General features: G+C 59.6%; 18 protein-coding genes. 6 read left to right on the top strand and 12 right to left on the bottom strand.

The window, feature by feature from the left end:
• Positions 1 to 6: 6 nt before the first annotated feature.
• Positions 7 to 1,431 (top strand): nodulation protein NodH, encoded by a 1,425-nt coding sequence (locus ACR0J2_RS17695; RefSeq protein ID WP_480813418.1) that lies wholly within the window; start codon positions 7 to 9, stop codon positions 1,429 to 1,431.
• 2 nt (positions 1,432 to 1,433) lie between these two features.
• Here ACR0J2_RS17695 and ACR0J2_RS17700 read toward each other — a convergent pair whose 3' ends face one another.
• From ACR0J2_RS17700 to hslO, 8 genes are all read right to left on the bottom strand, one after another.
• Positions 1,434 to 1,952 carry a L,D-transpeptidase family protein gene (locus tag ACR0J2_RS17700; protein WP_170612703.1) on the bottom strand — a complete coding sequence of 173 codons (519 nt, stop codon included), beginning with the start codon at positions 1,950 to 1,952 and terminating at the stop codon, positions 1,434 to 1,436.
• Positions 1,953 to 2,013: 61 nt separating this feature from the next.
• A complete protein-coding gene (locus ACR0J2_RS17705) occupies positions 2,014 to 2,799 on the bottom strand; it encodes an ion transporter (RefSeq protein ID WP_480813419.1) in 786 nt (261 codons plus the stop codon).
• A 20-nt stretch (positions 2,800 to 2,819) separates the two neighbouring features.
• Complete coding sequence (locus ACR0J2_RS17710; RefSeq protein WP_480813420.1) at positions 2,820 to 4,049, bottom strand: class I SAM-dependent RNA methyltransferase; 1,230 nt, start codon at positions 4,047 to 4,049, stop codon at positions 2,820 to 2,822.
• A gap of 59 nt (positions 4,050 to 4,108) precedes the next feature.
• Positions 4,109 to 5,941: an ABC transporter ATP-binding protein gene (locus tag ACR0J2_RS17715; protein ID WP_480813421.1), complete on the bottom strand. Its 1,833-nt coding sequence runs from the start codon at positions 5,939 to 5,941 to the stop codon at positions 4,109 to 4,111.
• Complete coding sequence (locus tag ACR0J2_RS17720) at positions 5,938 to 7,776, bottom strand: ABC transporter ATP-binding protein (RefSeq protein WP_170612711.1); 1,839 nt, start codon at positions 7,774 to 7,776, stop codon at positions 5,938 to 5,940. Before ACR0J2_RS17720 ends, ACR0J2_RS17715 begins: the two co-directional genes overlap by 4 nt.
• Positions 7,777 to 7,968: 192 nt before the next feature.
• The gene (locus ACR0J2_RS17725) at positions 7,969 to 9,123 is read right to left on the bottom strand and encodes a CCA tRNA nucleotidyltransferase (protein WP_480813422.1); all 1,155 of its coding nucleotides are present in this window, start codon (positions 9,121 to 9,123) and stop codon (positions 7,969 to 7,971) included.
• Positions 9,120 to 9,734 (bottom strand): CoA pyrophosphatase, encoded by a 615-nt coding sequence (locus ACR0J2_RS17730; RefSeq protein ID WP_170612715.1) that lies wholly within the window; start codon positions 9,732 to 9,734, stop codon positions 9,120 to 9,122. The genes ACR0J2_RS17725 and ACR0J2_RS17730 overlap by 4 nt, the downstream gene beginning before the upstream one ends.
• A complete protein-coding gene (hslO, locus tag ACR0J2_RS17735) occupies positions 9,709 to 10,695 on the bottom strand; it encodes an Hsp33 family molecular chaperone HslO (RefSeq protein WP_480813423.1) in 987 nt (328 codons plus the stop codon). Before hslO ends, ACR0J2_RS17730 begins: the two co-directional genes overlap by 26 nt.
• 76 nt (positions 10,696 to 10,771) lie before the next feature.
• On the opposite strand from hslO, the gene ACR0J2_RS17740 reads away from it, so the two are divergent.
• Positions 10,772 to 11,215: an NUDIX hydrolase gene (locus tag ACR0J2_RS17740; RefSeq protein WP_170612719.1), complete on the top strand. Its 444-nt coding sequence runs from the start codon at positions 10,772 to 10,774 to the stop codon at positions 11,213 to 11,215.
• On the opposite strand, the gene ACR0J2_RS17745 is transcribed toward ACR0J2_RS17740, so the two are convergent.
• Positions 11,212 to 12,486, bottom strand: a complete 1,275-nt coding sequence (locus ACR0J2_RS17745; RefSeq protein WP_170612721.1) for a SpoIIE family protein phosphatase — start codon at positions 12,484 to 12,486, stop codon at positions 11,212 to 11,214. The two genes, ACR0J2_RS17740 and ACR0J2_RS17745, sit on opposite strands and share 4 nt — an antisense overlap.
• Before the next feature lie 161 nt (positions 12,487 to 12,647).
• On the opposite strand from ACR0J2_RS17745, the gene ACR0J2_RS17750 reads away from it, so the two are divergent.
• The gene (locus ACR0J2_RS17750) at positions 12,648 to 12,977 is read left to right on the top strand and encodes an Hpt domain-containing protein (RefSeq protein WP_170612723.1); all 330 of its coding nucleotides are present in this window, start codon (positions 12,648 to 12,650) and stop codon (positions 12,975 to 12,977) included.
• Between the two features lie 16 nt (positions 12,978 to 12,993).
• Here the strand turns inward: ACR0J2_RS17750 and ilvA are convergent, their stop codons facing one another.
• Together ilvA and ACR0J2_RS17760 are read right to left on the bottom strand one after the other, a co-directional pair.
• Positions 12,994 to 14,220: a threonine ammonia-lyase IlvA gene (gene ilvA / locus ACR0J2_RS17755; RefSeq protein WP_321249913.1), complete on the bottom strand. Its 1,227-nt coding sequence runs from the start codon at positions 14,218 to 14,220 to the stop codon at positions 12,994 to 12,996.
• A 58-nt stretch (positions 14,221 to 14,278) separates the two neighbouring features.
• Positions 14,279 to 15,040 (bottom strand): hypothetical protein, encoded by a 762-nt coding sequence (locus ACR0J2_RS17760; protein ID WP_480813424.1) that lies wholly within the window; start codon positions 15,038 to 15,040, stop codon positions 14,279 to 14,281.
• Positions 15,041 to 15,181: 141 nt separating this feature from the next.
• Between ACR0J2_RS17760 and ACR0J2_RS17765 the strand changes: the two genes are divergently transcribed.
• From ACR0J2_RS17765 to msrA, 3 genes are all read left to right on the top strand, one after another.
• Complete coding sequence (locus ACR0J2_RS17765; RefSeq protein ID WP_480813425.1) at positions 15,182 to 16,408, top strand: argininosuccinate synthase; 1,227 nt, start codon at positions 15,182 to 15,184, stop codon at positions 16,406 to 16,408.
• Positions 16,409 to 16,552: 144 nt separating this feature from the next.
• Positions 16,553 to 16,834 (top strand): SCP2 sterol-binding domain-containing protein, encoded by a 282-nt coding sequence (locus ACR0J2_RS17770; protein WP_170612731.1) that lies wholly within the window; start codon positions 16,553 to 16,555, stop codon positions 16,832 to 16,834.
• Positions 16,835 to 16,932: 98 nt separating this feature from the next.
• Complete coding sequence (gene msrA, locus ACR0J2_RS17775; protein WP_480813426.1) at positions 16,933 to 17,604, top strand: peptide-methionine (S)-S-oxide reductase MsrA; 672 nt, start codon at positions 16,933 to 16,935, stop codon at positions 17,602 to 17,604.
• Here the strand turns inward: msrA and ACR0J2_RS17780 are convergent.
• On the bottom strand, positions 17,601 to 18,473 hold the full coding sequence (locus tag ACR0J2_RS17780) for a ribokinase (RefSeq protein WP_170619055.1): 873 nt from the start codon (positions 18,471 to 18,473) through the stop codon (positions 17,601 to 17,603). The two genes, msrA and ACR0J2_RS17780, sit on opposite strands and share 4 nt — an antisense overlap.
• Between the last annotated feature and the right edge of the window lie 2 nt (positions 18,474 to 18,475).

Genomic DNA, 18,475 nt, shown 5'->3' on the forward strand with positions numbered 1-18,475 from the left:
GTCGCCATGTCCGGTCCCTGGGATTACTTCATCGTTCTTGGCGCCATGCGCACGGGATCCAACCTGCTGGAAGCCAATCTGAACGCACTGGAGGGCGTGACCTGCCACGGAGAAGCGTTCAATCCGCATTTCATCGGCCGATTGAAGTCCGAGGAATTGCTGGGTGTTTCGCTGACCGAACGCGACCAAAATCCCGACCTGTTACTGGACGCCATCAAAGCAGCCCCCGGCGCACTGAACGGGTTTCGCTATTTTCAGGGGCACGATCCCCGCGTGCTGGAGCCTGCGCTGAACGACCCGCGCTGTGCCAAGATTGTTCTGACGCGGAATCCGCTGGACAGCTACATCTCACTGAAAATTGCGCGGGAGACCATGCAATGGCAACTGAAAAACATAAAGCGCCGCCGCGATGCTCTGGTCACGTTTCAGGCTGAAGAGTTCTCGGACTACCTGGATCAGCAGCAGGAATTTCAACTGTTGCTGCTGAACCGGCTGCAGAAAACCGGGCAGACCGCATTTTTCCTGGCCTATGACGACCTTAACCGACTGGATATTCTGAACGGGCTGGCATCGTGGTTGGGGGTACAGGCGCGGCTGACGGCGCTGGACGACACGCTCAAACCCCAGAATCCCGGCCCCGCCCTTTCCAAAGTCACAAACCCGGAGGAATTGGAACAGGCGTTGTCCGGAATGGACACGTTCAACCTGCATCGCAATCCGGGTTTCGAGCCGCGCCGCGGGCCAGCAGTAGGCCAATACGTCACTGCCGCCCGGACACCTTTGATGTATCTTCCCTTGCGCGGCGGAAACGATGACGCGGTGACGGCATGGATGGCCGATCTTGATGGCAGCGCGCCGGTCACGAACCGCAATCGCCGGCAAATCCGGCGATGGCTGGAGGCCAATCCCGGACACCGGAAATTCAGTGTCGTGCGCCACCCGCTGGCGCGGGCCCATACCGCGTTCTGTTCAAAGATTCTGAGTACCGATCCAGGCGCCTATGCTTCCATCCGAAATACCCTGCGCAACCGTTTCAAACTGCCCATTCCCGGCCAGATCCGTGACGGTAATTACCCCTTGGAACAGCACTATCAGGCGTTTGCGGCCTTTCTGAAGTTCCTGCACCACAATCTGTCCGGGCAAACGTCAATTCGGGTGGACGGCGTTTGGTGCAGTCAGGCGCAGGCGCTGGAGGGGATGTCGGCCTTTGCGCTGCCAGATCTGATTCTGCGGGAAGATGAACTGGCCGCCGCCCTGCCGGAACTGGCGCGTAAAACGGGCCATCCGTCACCCCCCCAACCGGCAACATGTGCGCCGGACACTCCCTACGCGCTGGATCAGATTTATGACACAGAACTGGAGCCGCTGGCGGTTGAAACCTACCAGCGCGACTATCAGCAATTCGGGTTTGGAGACTGGAAACCGGTCTAGGATCAGGGGCGCAGGGTGATCAGCGTGCCTTTGTTCACCATCGCGTAAATCTCTTCGATTTCTTTGTTTTTTACGGCGATACAGCCTGCCGTCCAGTCGGGCGTCTTACGGGAGCGGCGGATTTCTGACCTGAGGCTGGGCTCACCATGAATGAAGATGTCACCGCCCGGATCGACGCCTGCGGCCTTGGCCTGCGCAATGTCTTCCGAATTCGGGTAGGAAATCCCGATCGACAGGTGATAGCGGCTGCGCGGGTTACGGCGGTCAATCAGGTACGACCCTTCAGGCGTGCGGCCATCACCGCGTTTGGTCTTGGTGCCTTGAGGCGCAAAGCCCAGCGCGACATCGTATTCTTTCAGTATCCGTTCGTTGTGCAACAGATACAGCTTGCGCGCGCCCTTGTTGACGACAAGCGACGTCACCTCGGGTCCGCGATATGTCAGAAATTTCGGGTTGGCGGATGCACATGCCGAAAGGGCCAGCGTCGCCATCGCCCCTAATCCAAATACTCGACGATCCATATGTTCACTGCCTGCTTCTGCTTTTTTGCGATGATTATGCCAGAAAACGCAAAATTTGAAATCACTTTTTGCTGTTCAACTGCCTGGTCAGGTGGCGCTCGATGGTTTCCAGACGCTCCAGAACCTCATCGCGGTAGGCATCGGTTTTGACCTCATCCTCGGCATGGTGGGCATCCTGCATCGAGTTGACGATCAGACCGACCAGCAGGTTCACCACGGCAAAGGTCGTGACCATGATGAAGGGCACAAAGAAAATCCACGCGTAGGGATAAACCTCCATTACCGGGCGGACAATGCCCATCGACCAGCTCTCCAGCGTCATGATCTGAAACAGCGTATAGGCGGACAAGCCCAGATCACCGAACCAGTCCGGGAAAGACTGCGAGAACAGCTTGGTCGCGATGACGGCGCCGATATAGAACAGGATCGCCATCAGCAGAAACACACTGGCCATGCCGGGAAGCGCCGAGATGAACCCTTCGACAACGCGGCGCAGGCGCGGGGCCACCGAAATGACACGCAGAACCCGCAGGATACGCAGCGCCCGCAGCACTGACAGGCCCGCACCTCCCGGAATGAGGGCGATACCCACAATCAGAAAATCGAAAATATTCCAGCCGCTTTGAAAGAACCGCCGACCGGTTGCCACAAGCTTCATGGCAATCTCGGCCACAAAGACTGTCAGGCACAGGCTGTCCAGCATCACGATCAGGGGGCCTGCGCGTTCCATCAGACTCGGCGAAGTTTCCATGCCCAGCAAGATGGCGTTAAAGATGATGACACCGGTGATGAAACGCCCAAATGCCGGGGCTTCGATAACAGTCGAAAGGCGCTGGGTGATCCCCATTGTGAATATCTCCGGTCTGATCATTGTGCTGGGCCTAAAGTGAACCGCGCGGCAAGTTCGGTGTGTGACGACCACCGAAATTGGTCAACGACCTGTACCCATTCAAGGGCATATCCGGCATCAACCAGAATTTTTGCATCCCGCGCAAAGGTCACGGGGTTGCAGGACGCATAGGCCACGACCGGACGCAGCGCCTGCGCCAGTTCGGCCACCTGCGCCTGAGCGCCCGCACGAGGCGGGTCCAGCACAATGGCGTCAAAGGACTTGAGCTCATCCGGCATCAAGGGTCGGCGAAACAGATCGCGGGCCTCGGTCGTGATCCGTTTCAGACCTTTGGACTTGCGCCAGCCCTGGTCCAGCGCCTTGGTCATCGCCGCTTCGCCTTCGACAGCGTGAACCTCGGCCTGTTCCGCAAGCGGTAACGAGAACGTACCGCAACCCGCAAACAGATCAGCGACGCGCTTCGCGCCCTGCGTGGCCTGCAAAACTGCCTGTATCAGAGCCTGTTCTCCGTCCTTCGTGGCCTGCAGGAATGCGCCGGGCGGCGGGGTGACTTCGGCCTCGCCAAACCTCTGGAACGGAGGCGTGCGCATGGCGATCACCTCGCCATCCCAGGCCAGCCTTGCCAGCCCGTTTGCCTCAGTCGCCTGCGCCAGTGCCAGTTCCAGCGGTCCGTCCAGCGGCTTGCCGCCCTGAACGGATACATCCAGGCCGGCCTCGGACAATGTCAGCGTCACGGCCAGCACGCCTTTTCGGCTGCCGCCCAGAACGGCCAACGCCTCGGCAACGGGGATGGCAGCGACCAGCGCCGGGTCGAGCAACTGGCAATCGGGGATCTCGGTGATCGTGTCCGAAGCGCGCCCGTGAAACCCGGCCAACGTTCCCTTTTTCGTTCGACGCACCGCGATTGTTGCCCGACGGCGCGACCGTTCCGGCGACGTATGGATCGGACGCATGGGCGCGCTCAGGTCCTGTGCTGCCAGTGCGTTGCGCACCACTTCGACCTTCCAGTCCGCGACAAAACTGTCGGCCGCATGTTGCAACTGGCATCCGCCACAAGCTTTGTAGTGGCGGCACGGCGCCTTGACCCTGTTTTCCGATGGGGCGTCCACGCGGATATCGCCGAGAATCTGGCCCTGCAACGTCCCGCTGACCGCTTCTCCCGGCAGGGTACGCGGCGCATAGACCGGGCCTTCGGCGATGCCGTCGCCTTGATGGCCAAGACGGGTGATGATGAATTGCTGCGTCATGCGTGGCCTGATACCGGGGCTGCGCACGCAACAAAACCCCTGACCGAACGCTTTGCGCCTTATTCCGCCGCTTCGGCCTGAATGAAGCCACCCGACTGCCGGTGCCAGAACCGGGCATAAAGCCCACCCTGTTCCAGCAGCGCCTCGTGGGTGCCGCTTTCCACGATGCGTCCATGATCCAGCACGATAATCCGGTCCATCTCGATCAGGGTCGACAGGCGATGGGCGATGGCCAGAACGGTTTTGCCCTGCATGACGCGATGCAAGGCGGCCTGGATCGATGCCTCAACCTCGGAATCCAGCGCCGAGGTTGCCTCGTCCAGAACCAGTATCGGCGCATCCTTCAGAATGGCGCGGGCCAGTGCGATTCGCTGGCGCTGACCACCGCTAAGCTTGACGCCCCGCTCCCCCAAATGCGCTTCATAACCGGTTCGACCCTGCGCATCCTCAAGCCCGAGGATGAATTCATGCGCTTCGGCCTTCCGCGCGGCGGCGATCAGTTCGGGTTCCGTGGCGTCGGGTCGGCCATACAGAATATTTTCACGGGCCGAGCGGTTGAACATCGCCGTTTCCTGCGTGACCATCCCGATCTGGCTGCGCAGGCTGTCCTGCGTCACCTTAGAAACGTCCTGTCCATCAATCAGGATCGCGCCCTCTTCCCGATCATAAAGCCGTAGCAGCAGGGAAACCAAAGTCGATTTTCCGGCCCCCGAGGCACCAACCACACCCAGCTTTTCGCCGGGCGCGACGGCCAGGTTCAGATCAGCAACCCCACCGATATCCCGACCATAGGCGAAACTGACATTTTCAAAAGAGATGCGACCTTCGGTGACGCTCAGATGCGTTGCGCCGCTGCGGTCTTCGATCCGGTCCCGCCTGGTCAGTGTCTTCATGCCATTCTCGATCTCGCCGACATTGGCATAAAGGCCCATCAGCGTGAAACTGACCCAGCCTGTCATCTGCGCGATCCGGATCGACACCGCGCCTGCCGCGACGATGTCGCCCGCCGTGGCAATGCCTGCCTGCCACAACCAAAGTGTGGCTCCCAGCAAAAGCACAGGCAACACGCCTGCCAACGCCATCAGGATGGATCGGAAACTGGCCGAGAGCCAACCGAAATCCAGCGACTTTTCGCGCAGGGTCATCATGGCGTCACGCGCGGCCTGATCTTCGTTGTCGGAATGGGCGAACAGTTTGACCGTCTTGATGTTCGTGATGGTATCCACCACCTGCCCCGACACCATGGCCCGGGCTCCTGCCCGCGCGGCCGAACGCAGCCGGATGCGCGGTAAGTACCATCGGATCAACAGCAGATACACCGCAAGCCATCCGGCAAAAGGCAGCATGACCAGCGGGTGAATCGACCCTAACAAAAGCAAAGACCCTGCAAGCGAAGCCAGCGCAAATACGATTGCACTGATGACATCCGACACCACCGACGCCATTGCATTCGACGTCTGCATCTGTTTCTGGGCGATCCGGCCGGCAAAATCGTCATCGAAATAGGTCGTCGACTGGCCCAGCGTCCAACGATTCAACCGGGCCAGAACCAGCGGCGTAATGTTGGGCATCACAACGTAATTGTTCGAGAAGGACGACAAGGCCGCGATGATCGGCCGCAACAGCATCAAAAAGATCGCGGCACCACCGAAGGCCCACAGGTTCCGTTCATTGAACAGGTTCTCCGGCCCGCTGGTGGTGGCAATGTCGATCACCTTTCCCAGTATCCACGCGGTGGCCACTTCTGCTGCTCCGCCCAGCATGGACAGGAGCGCCGCCACAAACAGGATCGGCCAGGACCCCGCCAGGCACCAGCGAATGAACGCCCCCAACTTCTGCGGTGGGGGCGTTTCAGCACCTTTGAAAGGATCGATGAGGTTTGCAAGCCTCATTCAGCAGCCTCAGGGTTCAGGAAGCCGCCAGACTGCCGCGCCCAGAACTGCGAGTAAAGCCCGCCTTGCGACAGGAGTTCAGAGTGCCTGCCCTGTTCCACGATCCGGCCCCCATCCATCACCAAAATGCGATCCATCTGCGCGATGGTGCTGAGCCTGTGGGCGATGGCGATTACGGTTTTACCTTGCATCATGCCGTATAGAGTTTCCTGAATTGAGGCTTCGACCTCGGAATCTAGAGCAGAAGTCGCCTCGTCCAACAACAAGATCGGGGCGTCCTTCAGGATCACCCGCGCCAGCGTGACCCGCTGCCGCTGACCGCCGCTTAGTTTCACGCCGCGTTCACCCACATGGGCATCGTAACCTGTGCGCCCTTGCGGGTCTTGCAGGTCAAGGATGAAGTCATGCGCCTCGGCCTGTTTGGCGGCGGCGATCATCTGATCTTCCGTGGCATCGGGTCGACCATAGAGGATGTTGTCCCGCACCGATCGATGCAACAGCGCACTGTCCTGCTGGACCATGCCGATGTGGCTGCGCAGACTGTCCTGCGTGATGTTGGCGATGTTCTGATTGTCGATCAGGATTGCACCGCTCTCGACGTCGTAAAACCGCAAAAGCAGCTTGACCAGGGTCGATTTCCCGGCCCCCGATCGCCCGATCAGGCCGATTTTTTCACCCGGACGGATTGTCAGATCGACGTGATCCAGACCACCGGTTTCACGGCCATAGTGATGCGACAGGTCGCGGATTTCGATCTGGCCTTTGGTCAGCTGCAAATCGTCGGCCTTCGGTGCGTCCAGCAGGTCAATCGGCTGCGCTATGGTTTCCATCCCTTCGGCAACGATACCGAGCTGGCGGAAAAAACTGGTCAGCGCCCACATGATCCAGCCGGTCATGGCATTCAGCCGCAGGGTCAGGGCGGTGGCGGCGGCAACCACACCGACCGTTGCGCTGCCCTGCATCCACAGGGAAATGGCCCAGCCCACAACGCCGACGATCAGCAGACCGTTCAGCGTGACCAGAACGGCATCCATCACGGTGAAGATCCGCATCTCGATCTGAAAGGTCCGCCGCGTTTCCTCGATCGCTTCGCGGGCGTAGTCGAGCTCCTGCGTATCGTGCGCGAACATCTTCACCGAATGGATGTTGGTGTAGCTGTCCACCACCCGCCCGGTCACGTTCGAGCGCGCATCAGACGCCGCCTTTGACGCCGGTTGCACTCGCCGCACGGTCCACCGGACCAGAGCTGCATAGAGCGCGAACCAGATCAGCAGCGGGATCAGAAGACGCGCGTCTGCCGCATAAAGCAGGATTGCCGCACCGATCAGATAGGCCAGCGAAAAGGAAATCGCGTCGAAGACCTGAAAAATCACCTCGCCAGCAGCCGGAGGGGTTTGCATGATCCGGTTTGCGATACGTCCGGCAAAGTCGTTTTCAAACCAGCCAACAGACTGGCGCAGCACGTGTTTATGCGCGCGCCACCGGATCAGGGTGCCAAAATTCGGCAGGATCGCGTTGTTCAGCAACAGCACGTCCACCACATGCAACAAAGGCCGCAAGAACAGGACAAAGACCGCCATCAGGATCAGTTCCGTTCCATGCGCCTGCCAAACCTCGGTGGGCGATCCGCTGAGCAGGTCCACGACGCGCCCCATATAGTAGATCAGACCGATCTCGACCCCGGCCACGATGACGGAAATCAGCGCCGTCCAGACGAAGATTCTGTAGAACGGGCTCGAATAGTCCAGCATGAACGGCCACAGCCGCGTCGGCGGTGTGTCGGTCTCGGTATAGGCGACAAAAGGGTCAACAAGGTTTTCGAAATAGCGAAACATGGAGAGTGCTCCGATTGAGCATAAACTAGGGGCGTGCGAAGAAAGATGGCGCCAGAACACCACCCTTACGGGTCAAAGTGTTCCGGCTTTAGCCGAACCAGATCCCGTAATACATTCGCATTCCTCCATCCATGTGACAGGGGCAAGTAACCACAAACGATTTGACTTGTCATCCCTTTTTGAGACCTCGCGCTAATCGGCAAGCAGCTCTTTGCGGCTTAGCCGGAAGCCCGACTCGATCCAACGGCGCTCCAGTTCGGCAAGTTTCTGGCCCAGTGCGGGCCCGGAAAAATCGGGGATCAGGTCCGTTGCACCGATTGGAAAACGGGCCGCCGCGCCAGCTTTCAACTGCTGTTTCAGGTCATCCGACCAGGGTTGTTCCAGCAACGCACAGCGCAGCAGGGTTTCATGCAATCCACCCTCTTCGCCATAGCGATAACCCAACTCGGCCACGCTTGCGGTCCCCGAGGCCTCTTCCCGCATTCGGGTCAGCCGCTGCAGTTGCGCCCGGCTAAGGCGCAGGGTCGCGGCGTCTTCGGGTGCTGCAATGGCCGCCAGCCTGCGCACTGCGTCAGGGGAGGCGCCAGCCTGCTGTTCCAGTGCAATCAGCGGTGCCAGAGATCGGTCATCCGCCCCGGGCAGCACTTGCATCAGAACGCCGGTACTTCGCATTCCCGCCACCGACGGTGCTGGATCAGGGGCTGCCAGCAGCTTCAGCAACTCGGCCCCGACCCGTTCGCGCGACAGTTGACGCAGCCCGTCCGGGTTAGCCGCAATCGCCGCCAGCGCATCCTGATCGAACCCGGCCTGCGGATCGCCATACCAGGCGTGAAACCGGAAAAAGCGCAGGGATCGCAGGTAATCCTCGCGAATGCGGTGTTCGGCGGTTCCGATAAAACGGACCCGGCGCGCCTTCAGATCCGGCAGGCCGTTCAACGGGTCACGAACCGTCCCGTCCGGCGCGGCATAGATAGCATTCATGGTGAAATCACGGCGGGCGGCGTCTTCTTCCACCTTATCCGAAAATGCCACCACGGCCCGGCGACCGTCCGTTTGCACGTCCCGGCGGAACGTGGTGATTTCATGCGCGATGCCGTGACAAACAACCGTTATGGTTCCGTGATCAATCCCGGTAGGGATAGCCTTGAGCCCCGCTTTCCGGGCAAGCTGCATGACCCGTTCCGGCGGCGCATCTGTGGCGATGTCGATATCCGACACCGGTTCGCCCAACAAAGCGTTGCGCACGCAACCACCGACAAACAGCGCCTGCGCCCCGGCTTCTGTCAGGGCCGCACAGACCTTCTGCGTTGCCGGTTCCGTAACCCAGGGTTCAAGAATCCGCTTCATTCATTCAACCGTGCTGCCAATCCCCGCAACATGCGGGCCGTTGCGCCCCAGATGTAATAGGGACCGAACGGAACTGTGAAATAGTGCCGTCTTTGGCCCCTCCAACGACGCGATTCCACGATATAATTCGCAGGGTTGAGGACATGTGCAAGCGGAACCGAGAAAACTTCCTCCACCTCACCGGGCTCGGGGATCGGGGTGAAAGGCCGCCGCAATATGGCGACGACCGGTGTCACCTGGAACGATGTCACGGTCTCATGCGCGGGCAGGTGTCCCAGGATTTCGGGCAGTTCAGGTGGCAGCGCGATCTCTTCGCGGGCTTCGCGCAAGGCCGTGGCGGTGACGTCGGCATCGTCACCGTCCTGCTTGCCACCCGGAAAGGCGATCTGCCCGGGATGGTGTTTCAGGGCCGACGACCGTTTGGTCAGGATCAGGCGCGGCTGCTCCCCGACCAGCGAAATCGGCACCAGCACACCCGCAGGACGCAGTTTCCGCCCGGGCGGAAGAACCGCATCGGGGTTCAGGTCAAAATCGCTGGACCCACCGCCCGGTCGGCGCAGGGCCGCCCTGAGCTGTTCAGTCAGGTCATGCACCGCCGGACTCTTTGGCATCGAAACCCACGGTTTCGGGGTCAAGCACGTAATGTGCGCCACAGAACTGGCAGTCAGCCGTCACCTGACCTTCGGGAGTGGTCATCTTTTCGATGTCCTTGGCGGAATAGATCGACAGGCTCTGCCGTACACGGTCCTCGGAACAGGTACAGCCGAACTGCACAGCTTGCGCGTCATAAACGCGGGGCTGTTCCTCGTGAAACAGACGGATCAGCAGGTCCGTGGGTGCCACCGAGGGCCCGATGAGCTCCAGATCTTCGACCGTATCCAGCAGGATATTGACCCGGCCCCAGTTTTCGCCTTCTTCGCCGTCGACCAAATCCGTTGCCGTCAGGATTTCGCCCTCGCCCTGACTGCTCGCCACAAAGGGCGAGGCCTTGGGCATATGCTGCAACATGACACCGCCCGCGCGCCAGTGTTCGCCGACGCCGGGTTCAGTCGATTTGCCAAAGCTCAGTGAAAACCGGGTTGGCAATTGTTCGGATTGCGCAAAATATGCTTCGGCGCAGGCGCTAATCGAGCCGCCGGCCAGCGGTGTGATGCCCTGATAGGGCTGTGTGCCTTTACCCTGGTCGATCAGAATCGCGAAATAGCCTTCGCCCACCTGATCAAACGGCGCGGCATCGGTCAGCCGATCGCGGTCAAAGCTTGCATAAGCGCGGATGCGGGCAAGCTCACCCTCTTTTTGAGGCGCGTAATAATCCGTTGCGATCATCCGCACCGCACCCTTGGACTGTACCTGCAGCGAAAGCTTCCAGCGCAACGCGACGGTCTGTCCGATCAGCGCGGTCAGCAGGGCCATCTCGGCCACCAATGCCTCGACCTTTTCGGGATAGTCGTGCTGTTTCAGGATGCCGTCCAGAACGCCATCCAGACGGGCCACGCGGCCGCGCATATCCGATACATCGAGTTGAAAGGGCAGGACGGTGTCGTCCCACGCGATTTTCGTTCCAAGAGACATGGGGTTTCCTTACACGCCACGGGTTGGCATACCGCCACCATATAGGTCGAACAGATTGGGTTGTAAGGGGCCATACATGATCAGACGGTTCGGTGAAACCCCGGAACCGGGGCGCAAGTACATACGCAGGGTGGGCGTTTACGGTCTGCTGCCGCGAGGCCGGCACCTGTTGCTGACCTGCCAGACCGAACCTGGGCCAGACCTTCAGTTACCCGGTGGCGGTATCGATCCCGGCGAATCCCCGATCACTGCGCTGCACCGCGAGGTTTACGAGGAGACAGGTTGGCAAATCGCCGCGCCCCGGCGCATCGGCGCGTTTCGACGGTTCACGTTCATGCCGGAATACGATCTGTGGGCCGAAAAGGTTTGCCTGATCTATCGCGCAAGGCCTGTGCGCCGCATGGGCCCGCCCAGCGAACCCTTTCACGAAGCATTGTGGATGCATGGCGCGGACGCGGTTGAGATGTTGGGCAACGGCGGCGATCGGCACTTTGCCAGACTTCATTTGAACAGGCTCTAACAAACATTAAACTCAAAAAATACTGCCGAGACATCGTCGTCCATGCCTTCACCGGGCGAAGCGGTCTGGGTGAGCTGCCAGAACATGTCGTCCAGAAACTCGCTTCCTGCCCGGTCCGACGCGCAGCCCAGCGCCATTTGCTGCAATCCGGATTCGTCCAGCAAACCGCCATCGGCCAGGCGGCATTCCGTGAACCCATCGGAATACAGCATCAACCTGTCGCCGGGCTTGAGGTAGAGTTCGGTCTGTTGGAAGTGAACATCCGGCAGCAAGCCGATCGGCAGACCGCCCTCACCCAGAAACTCAGCGCTGCCATCCTGGCGCAGCAGAAGCGGGTGCGGATGCCCTGCTTGCACCATTTTCACATGACCGTTGCGCAAATCGACAATGGCGTAGACCATCGTGAAATATTCTTCGACACCGGCATCCGCCATCAGGCGTGAGTTGAGCGTTGCAGCGACCTGTTCCGGTGGAAGCAAGGCATAGAACTTGTCGAACCGACGCTCCATCGCCACGTTCTGATCGAAGTGTGTGCTTGACAGATACCCGCCAAGACGCGCCGTCATCATCGCCGAAGTGATGCCGTGCCCGGACACATCAATGCTGTAAAACCCAAGGCGATTGATGCCGGGGGAAAACATGCCAACAAGGTCACCGCCAATGTGGCCACATGGTTTGAGCAACAGACTGACCCGGGATTTGCCGAATTCCCGGCTGAACTCGGGCACCAGTGACTGCTGGATCTTTCGGGCCTGCATCAGGTCCTTGTCGATGGCGTCGTGGGCCTGCTTCAACTCGTTCAGCGCGTTTTCGATCAGACGGTTCTTTTCCGACAGTTCGCGTTGCATATCCAGAATGCGTGCACCGGCCGAGATACGGGCGCGCAACTCATCCGCCTCGAGCGGTTTGATCAGAAAATCGTCTGCACCGGCATCCAGCCCGCGCGCGACCTCCTGCTTTTCGCTTTTGGAAGTTAGAAGGATGAAATAGCTGTAGTGATCGCCGCCCAGCGCCCGGAAGGCGCGGCAGAATTCCAGCCCGCTCATCCCCGGCATGACCCAATCGCTGACAACCAGATCCGGAAGGCTTTCGGCACATAAGGCAATGGCGGCTTCACCGCCGTCCGCCTCGATCACCTCGAACCCCCATTTTCTGAGGGATGCGACCAGAATGCGCCGTTGCAGGCGGCTGTCATCCACGACCAGCACCCTGCGGATCGCACCAAACTCCAGCTCTGCGCTGGCTTCCGCCTGTCCGGGTCCTGACACCATCACCCTCTGCACCGCACGCGTTTTCGAATGTCACAACCCTAGCGCGCGGTGATTTAACATCCGATGAAGGTGCAATCCGAGGTTTCTTCGACCGGCTTAACCGGACCTTTACCGCACAGATGTTAATTCCATGGCCAACAGAACGAGGCGGGAAGGGCACCATGATCCACTGGCACAGGGTCAGACAATTGCGGGATGAGGTTGGCGCCGACGAGTTTGACGAGGTGGTGCAGATCTTTCTCGACGAGGTTCAGGAAGCTCTTGCGCGTTTGCACAATGATACCACGCGGGCAGAACTGGAACAAAACCTGCATTTCCTGAAGGGCAGCGCGCTGAGCCTGGGATTCGATCAGTTTTCCAAACTTTGCCAGGATGGCGAACGGCGGGCAGCAGCCGGTGAAGGCGACAATGTGGATCTGAACGCAATCCTGACCGCCTACGATGAATCCCGGGCAGTATTTTTAGCAAACCGGGCGGAGAGCCTTAGTTAGAGGCTGTTTTTTGCGCTCAGATCACAAACTGGGCCAGTGTTTCGTCTTCAGTTATGTCGGTATAGGTGAACCCGGCCTCGTCCAGATGCGCAAACAGCCGCATGAAGTTTTCCGGCTTGCGGGTTTCGATCCCGATCAGGACCGAGCCGAAATTGCGCGCCGATTTCTTCATATATTCGAAGCGCGCGATGTCATCCTCGGGGCCGAGAATGCCCAGAAACTCTTTCAACGCACCGGGGCGCTGGGGCAGGCGTAGGATGAAATACTTTTTGACGCCGGAATAGCGCTGCGCCCGCTCCTTCACTTCGGGCAGACGCTCGAAATCGAAGTTGCCGCCCGAGGTGACGCAAACCACCGTCTTGCTGCGCACAAAGCTTTGAACATCCGTCACCGCCTCGACCGCCAGCGCGCCGGCGGGCTCCAGAACGATGCCTTCGACATTCAGCATCTCTATCATGGTGGCGCAGATACGATCTTCGGACATCACCAGGACATCCGACAGGTGGCAATTGCGCAGCAGTTCAAAGGGCTTTTCGCCAATCCGGCCGACGGCGGCGCCATCGACAAATGTGTCGACGCGATCCAGCGCCACCGGATGACCCGCCGCCAGCGCCGCGCGCAGGCAGGCCCCGCCTGCCGGTTCCACGAACAGGCAATGGGTGCGATCCCCGAACCAGGTCGCCACACCCGCCGACATCCCGCCACCGCCCACCGGCAACAGCAGGTGATCAGGCACACCGCCCAGCTGTTCCTCGATCTCGACCGCAAGGGAGGCCTGCCCTTCGATCACATCCTCATCGTCGAACGGCGACAGGAAATGCCCGCCTTTTTCCGCACACCATTTTTGCGCCGCCTTCAGCGTGTCGTCGAAATAGTCCCCGGTCAGATGAATCTCGATATTGTCGCCGCCAAAGATGCGGGTTTTCTGAATTTTTTGCTGCGGGGTGGTCACGGGCATGAAAATCACACCGTTCACACCCATGTGCTTGCACATATAGGCCACGCCCTGCGCGTGATTGCCCGCACTGGCGCACACAAACAGATCCTGACCCGGTTGCTTGCGCATGGCGTTGAACGCGCCCCGGATCTTGTAAGACCGCACAGGGCTGAGGTCTTCACGCTTGAGCCAGATATCAGCCCCAAACCGGTCGGACAGATGGGCGTTCCGCTGCAACGGCGTTGGCGGAAACACGGTGCGCATCGCCTGTTCGGCGGCACGGGCGCGGGTCATGAAATCAGTCATGACCGTTTCAGTGCCGCATCAGTGCGAGAAGGGCAAGGAATACATATGTGTACGCGGCTCAGGTGAGTTCGCGTTTTTCGACAAAGATCCCATACATCGTGGTCAGGATGCTGACATTGATCATCGGCAGAATGAGAGATCCGAAAAACACGGTCAGCAAAACGCCCAGAACCGGGATAATGGCAAGCGCCGCAAGCGCAAACTGCACCAGGATCTGAAACACAAAACTGACCACTAGCAGAACAACAATCGCCCCAGCCACACCCGATGTTCGGTTCCATGCATCGCCCAGTGTAATCGGGTTGCCGATCGCGGCAGCCGGCAGGATGATGGACAAGCGGTAGAAGCAAACAACCAGAACTAGCGCGGCACCGAAGCTTATGACAACCGCGATCAGTCCGGCGCTTTCACCCAGGACAGACAGAATTAGTCCGACCGGTATGAGCCCGATTGCCATCAACAGGCCCAACAAAACAAAGCGGCCCAGATAAGCGAGAATTCTGTCGAAGCGGAATGTGGGCAACAGCCCGCTGGGGTATTCCTCCAACAATATGAACCTGTGCCAGGACACGGCGATCCAGAACATCACGATGAACACCACGACGACAACCAAAAAGGTAAAGACCGTAATCGAACCAAGGTTTTCTGGCGACGCATTGGCGGTGTCATCAAACGACTCGAGTGGAATTCCCAGCAGCAGAAACAGCCCGACGATCACGGCGGTTGCGATCACGGCCGGTCCCAGTGCGATCTGCAAAACCTGTCTGAAATTCCCGAATACCATCCGCACCGAATGCGCAAAAATCTCCCAACCCAGCATCTGAAAACCGCCCTCTCAACCAATCCTTGTTCTCTTTCCAACTGTTTCACCCCAATTCCCGCCCTGCGTCAATCCACACAGCTTGCCCCCGGGTCCAAAACCCGCTAGGGGCCAAGCGTTCTACGCATAAGGGGAAGTCAGATGTCCGCGCCCAAGAAAGTTGTTCTGGCCTATTCCGGTGGCCTTGATACCTCGATCATTCTGAAATGGCTGCAGACCGAGTATGGCTGTGAGGTCGTGACCTTTACCGCCGACCTGGGTCAGGGTGAGGAACTGGAACCCGCCCGCAAAAAGGCTGAGCTGCTGGGGATCAAGCCCGAAAACATCTATATCGAGGACATCCGCGAGGAATTTGTCCGCGATTTCGTCTTCCCCATGTTCCGTGCCAATGCGCAGTACGAAGGTCTGTACCTGCTGGGCACCTCGATTGCGCGTCCGCTGATCTCGAAACGTCTGGTTGAAATTGCCGAAGCGACCGGCGCCGATGCTGTCGCCCACGGCGCAACCGGCAAGGGCAACGATCAGGTGCGCTTTGAACTGGCGGCCTACGCGCTGAACCCCGACATCAAGGTCATCGCCCCGTGGCGCGAGTGGGACCTGACCAGCCGCACCAAGCTGCTGGAATTCGCCGAGGCGAACCAGATCCCGATTGCCAAAGACAAGCGTGGCGAGGCACCCTTCTCTGTCGACGCCAACCTGCTGCACACCTCGTCCGAGGGCAAGGTTCTGGAAGATCCCGCCGATATGGCGCCCGACTATGTCTACCAGCGCACCGTCCACCCCGAGGATGCGCCGAACGAGCCGGAATACATCGAAATCGGCTTTGAAAAAGGCGATGCGGTCAGCATCAATGGTGAGGCAATGAGCCCCGCGACCATCCTGACCAAGCTGAACGAATATGGCGGCAAGCACGGTATCGGCCGTCTGGACCTGGTCGAAGGCCGGTTCGTGGGCATGAAATCGCGCGGCATCTATGAAACGCCAGGCGGCACCATCCTGCTGGAGGCGCATCGCGGGATCGAGTCCATTACAATGGACCGCGGCGCGATGCATCTGAAAGACCAGCTGATGCCGCAATATGCCGAGCTGATCTACAACGGCTTTTGGTACTCGCCCGAGCGGGAAATGCTGCAGGCCGCAATTGACAGGTCTCAGGACCACGTCACCGGCACCGTGCGTGTGAAACTGTACAAAGGCCTGGCCTCGACCGTGGGCCGCTGGTCGGATCATTCGCTGTATTCCGAGGCGCATGTGACCTTCGAGGAAGACGCCGGTGCCTATGATCAGAAGGACGCAGCCGGATTCATCCAGCTGAACGCCCTGCGCCTGAAACTACTGGCGGCGCGGGACAAGCGGCTTTCAAAATAAGCCCTGCTCGACCGAATTCTGAAACCCCGGCCCGCAATCCGGTGCCGGGGTTTTTTTGTTGCGTGCTCTGGTTCCTGTTGCGTCACCCTTGCCCGCGGCCCCCGTTTGTCCTTACGCAAAGGTCAATTGGGGAAAGGACAACACATGCTGCAAGAGATCGCCGACGGAATTCAGAAAGGTCTGAACGGCAAAAGCTTTGACGGATCGCTCAAATTCGATTGCGGCGCGGATGGCGTCATCGTTCTGGCGGACAACATGGCGTCGACGACGGATCAGGACACTGACTGCACCATTCGGATTTCCAGGGACAACCTGACAAAGCTGTTGACCGGCAAGCTGAACCCGATGACAGGCATCGCGATGGGCAAGCTGAAAATCTCGGGCAACATGGGCGTGGCGATGAAGCTGGGGCAGTTGCTGGGTTAGCGCGCGATAACTTCGTTTCACCAGCATGTGACAAACGATGTCAGCGGATTGCATGATCGGGGAACACGGGGCAGCCTGTCTCTGGAAGGAGACCTGCCATGACCCGGACTGCAAATGCCGTTTGTTTCAAACCGACCCTGCTTTTCATTCTGATCGTTCTGGCCGCGCTGCTGCGCGCACTGCCCGCGCCTGCCGCCGGGACCGAGACACTGACGGTTGCGGGTGGCTGTTTCTGGTGTGTTGAATCCGATTTTGAATCCGTCCCCGGCGTGACCGGCGCCGTTTCGGGTTATACGGGCGGCACGGTGGACAATCCGACCTACAAACAGGTGACACGTGGAGGAACAGGGCACTACGAAGCCGTTCAGATCACATTCGATCCGTCGCGTGTGTCACGTGAAACGCTGCTGAACATGTTTTTCCGCTCGGTCGACCCAACCGATGCCGGTGGGCAGTTCTGCGACCGGGGCGACAGCTATCGGACGGCCATTTTCGTCTCTAACACAGGGGAAAAGGCGTTGGCGGAAAAAGCCAAGTCCAGCGCGCAATCCGCATTGGGGCAAACGGTGGTCACGCCCATTCTGAACGCATCCACGTTCTACCCGGCCGAAAAATACCATCAGGATTATTACAAAGGCGACAAACTGGTCTTAACCCGCTTTGGCCCCAAACGTCAGAGCAGCGCTTACAAGGCCTACCGCAAAGCATGCGGACGCGATGCGCGGGTCAAACAACTGTGGGGCAGAGATGCACCCTTCGCCGGGTCCTAGTCGAACCGAGCTGCCCGCACTTCCTTCAGATCGGGAATAACGTCAGCCGTACCGTGCCGCATGACCATCAGTGCGCCGGCGCGGGTCGCCTGTGCGATGGCCTGCTCCATCGGCAGCCCCCGGTCCATTCCAGCCAGTACGTAGCCGGTGAATGTATCCCCCGCGCCCGTTGTATCAACAGCCTTGACCGCATGGGCTGGAAAGTCCTGTGGTTCGGCACCCCGTTGATAGTAGCGCGCGCCTTTTGATCCGAGGGTTACGATGACATGCCGGACGGGCAGATCATTGGCGTTCAGACCGGTTTCCTGCTGTAGCTGCTCGGCCTCCACCTCGTTCAGGATCAGGAAATCGAGGTAAGGTAAAACCGCCTTGACCGCATCGGCCTGAAACGGGGCTGCGGCGTAACAGACGGTCAGACCCAGTTCGTGCCCCAGCCGGGCCGCTTCGACCTGCGCGTTGGTTTCGTTCTGCATCACCAGCAGATCGCCGGTATCGGTCGCGGACAGTGCTTGGCCCAACTGATCCGCCTGCAATGCATGATTGGCGCCAGGGTACAGGACGATCAGGTTCTCGCCCTGCGCATCCACCGCGATGATCGCATGGCCTGTAGGTGTGTCAACTTCGGCAATGTGGCGGGTGTCCACGCCGTATTCTGTCAGCCGGTCCTTTGCCCAGCGCCCATCTGGACCAACCGCCCCGATATGGCAGACATGCGACCCGGCCCGCGCAGCGGCGACGGACATGTTCGCCCCTTTGCCGCCCAAAAAACGCTCCAGCCCATTTGCGGCCAGAGTTTCCCCCGGCGCAGGCAGGTGCGGCAGTGCGTAAACCATATCCGCGTTGATTGAACCGAGGTTCCAGATCGTCATGA

The organism is Ruegeria sp. CG4 (assembly GCF_056537185.1).

Excerpts from the sequence above, each read along its gene's own strand:
- ACR0J2_RS17695 (WP_480813418.1), top strand. The coding sequence starts at position 7 with ATGTCCGGTCCCTGGGATTACTTCATCGTTCTTGGCGCCATGCGCACG.
- ACR0J2_RS17700 (WP_170612703.1), bottom strand. The coding sequence starts at position 1,952 with ATGGATCGTCGAGTATTTGGATTAGGGGCGATGGCGACGCTGGCCCTT.
- ACR0J2_RS17705 (WP_480813419.1), bottom strand. The coding sequence starts at position 2,799 with ATGGGGATCACCCAGCGCCTTTCGACTGTTATCGAAGCCCCGGCATTT.
- ACR0J2_RS17710 (WP_480813420.1), bottom strand. The coding sequence starts at position 4,049 with ATGACGCAGCAATTCATCATCACCCGTCTTGGCCATCAAGGCGACGGC.
- ACR0J2_RS17715 (WP_480813421.1), bottom strand. The coding sequence starts at position 5,941 with ATGAGGCTTGCAAACCTCATCGATCCTTTCAAAGGTGCTGAAACGCCC.
- ACR0J2_RS17720 (WP_170612711.1), bottom strand. The coding sequence starts at position 7,776 with ATGTTTCGCTATTTCGAAAACCTTGTTGACCCTTTTGTCGCCTATACC.
- ACR0J2_RS17725 (WP_480813422.1), bottom strand. The coding sequence starts at position 9,123 with ATGAAGCGGATTCTTGAACCCTGGGTTACGGAACCGGCAACGCAGAAG.
- ACR0J2_RS17730 (WP_170612715.1), bottom strand. The coding sequence starts at position 9,734 with ATGCCAAAGAGTCCGGCGGTGCATGACCTGACTGAACAGCTCAGGGCG.
- hslO (WP_480813423.1), bottom strand. The coding sequence starts at position 10,695 with ATGTCTCTTGGAACGAAAATCGCGTGGGACGACACCGTCCTGCCCTTT.
- ACR0J2_RS17740 (WP_170612719.1), top strand. The coding sequence starts at position 10,772 with ATGATCAGACGGTTCGGTGAAACCCCGGAACCGGGGCGCAAGTACATA.
- ACR0J2_RS17745 (WP_170612721.1), bottom strand. The coding sequence starts at position 12,486 with ATGGTGTCAGGACCCGGACAGGCGGAAGCCAGCGCAGAGCTGGAGTTT.
- ACR0J2_RS17750 (WP_170612723.1), top strand. The coding sequence starts at position 12,648 with ATGATCCACTGGCACAGGGTCAGACAATTGCGGGATGAGGTTGGCGCC.
- ilvA (WP_321249913.1), bottom strand. The coding sequence starts at position 14,220 with ATGACTGATTTCATGACCCGCGCCCGTGCCGCCGAACAGGCGATGCGC.
- ACR0J2_RS17760 (WP_480813424.1), bottom strand. The coding sequence starts at position 15,040 with ATGCTGGGTTGGGAGATTTTTGCGCATTCGGTGCGGATGGTATTCGGG.
- ACR0J2_RS17765 (WP_480813425.1), top strand. The coding sequence starts at position 15,182 with ATGTCCGCGCCCAAGAAAGTTGTTCTGGCCTATTCCGGTGGCCTTGAT.
- ACR0J2_RS17770 (WP_170612731.1), top strand. The coding sequence starts at position 16,553 with ATGCTGCAAGAGATCGCCGACGGAATTCAGAAAGGTCTGAACGGCAAA.
- msrA (WP_480813426.1), top strand. The coding sequence starts at position 16,933 with ATGACCCGGACTGCAAATGCCGTTTGTTTCAAACCGACCCTGCTTTTC.
- ACR0J2_RS17780 (WP_170619055.1), bottom strand. The coding sequence starts at position 18,473 with ATGACGATCTGGAACCTCGGTTCAATCAACGCGGATATGGTTTACGCA.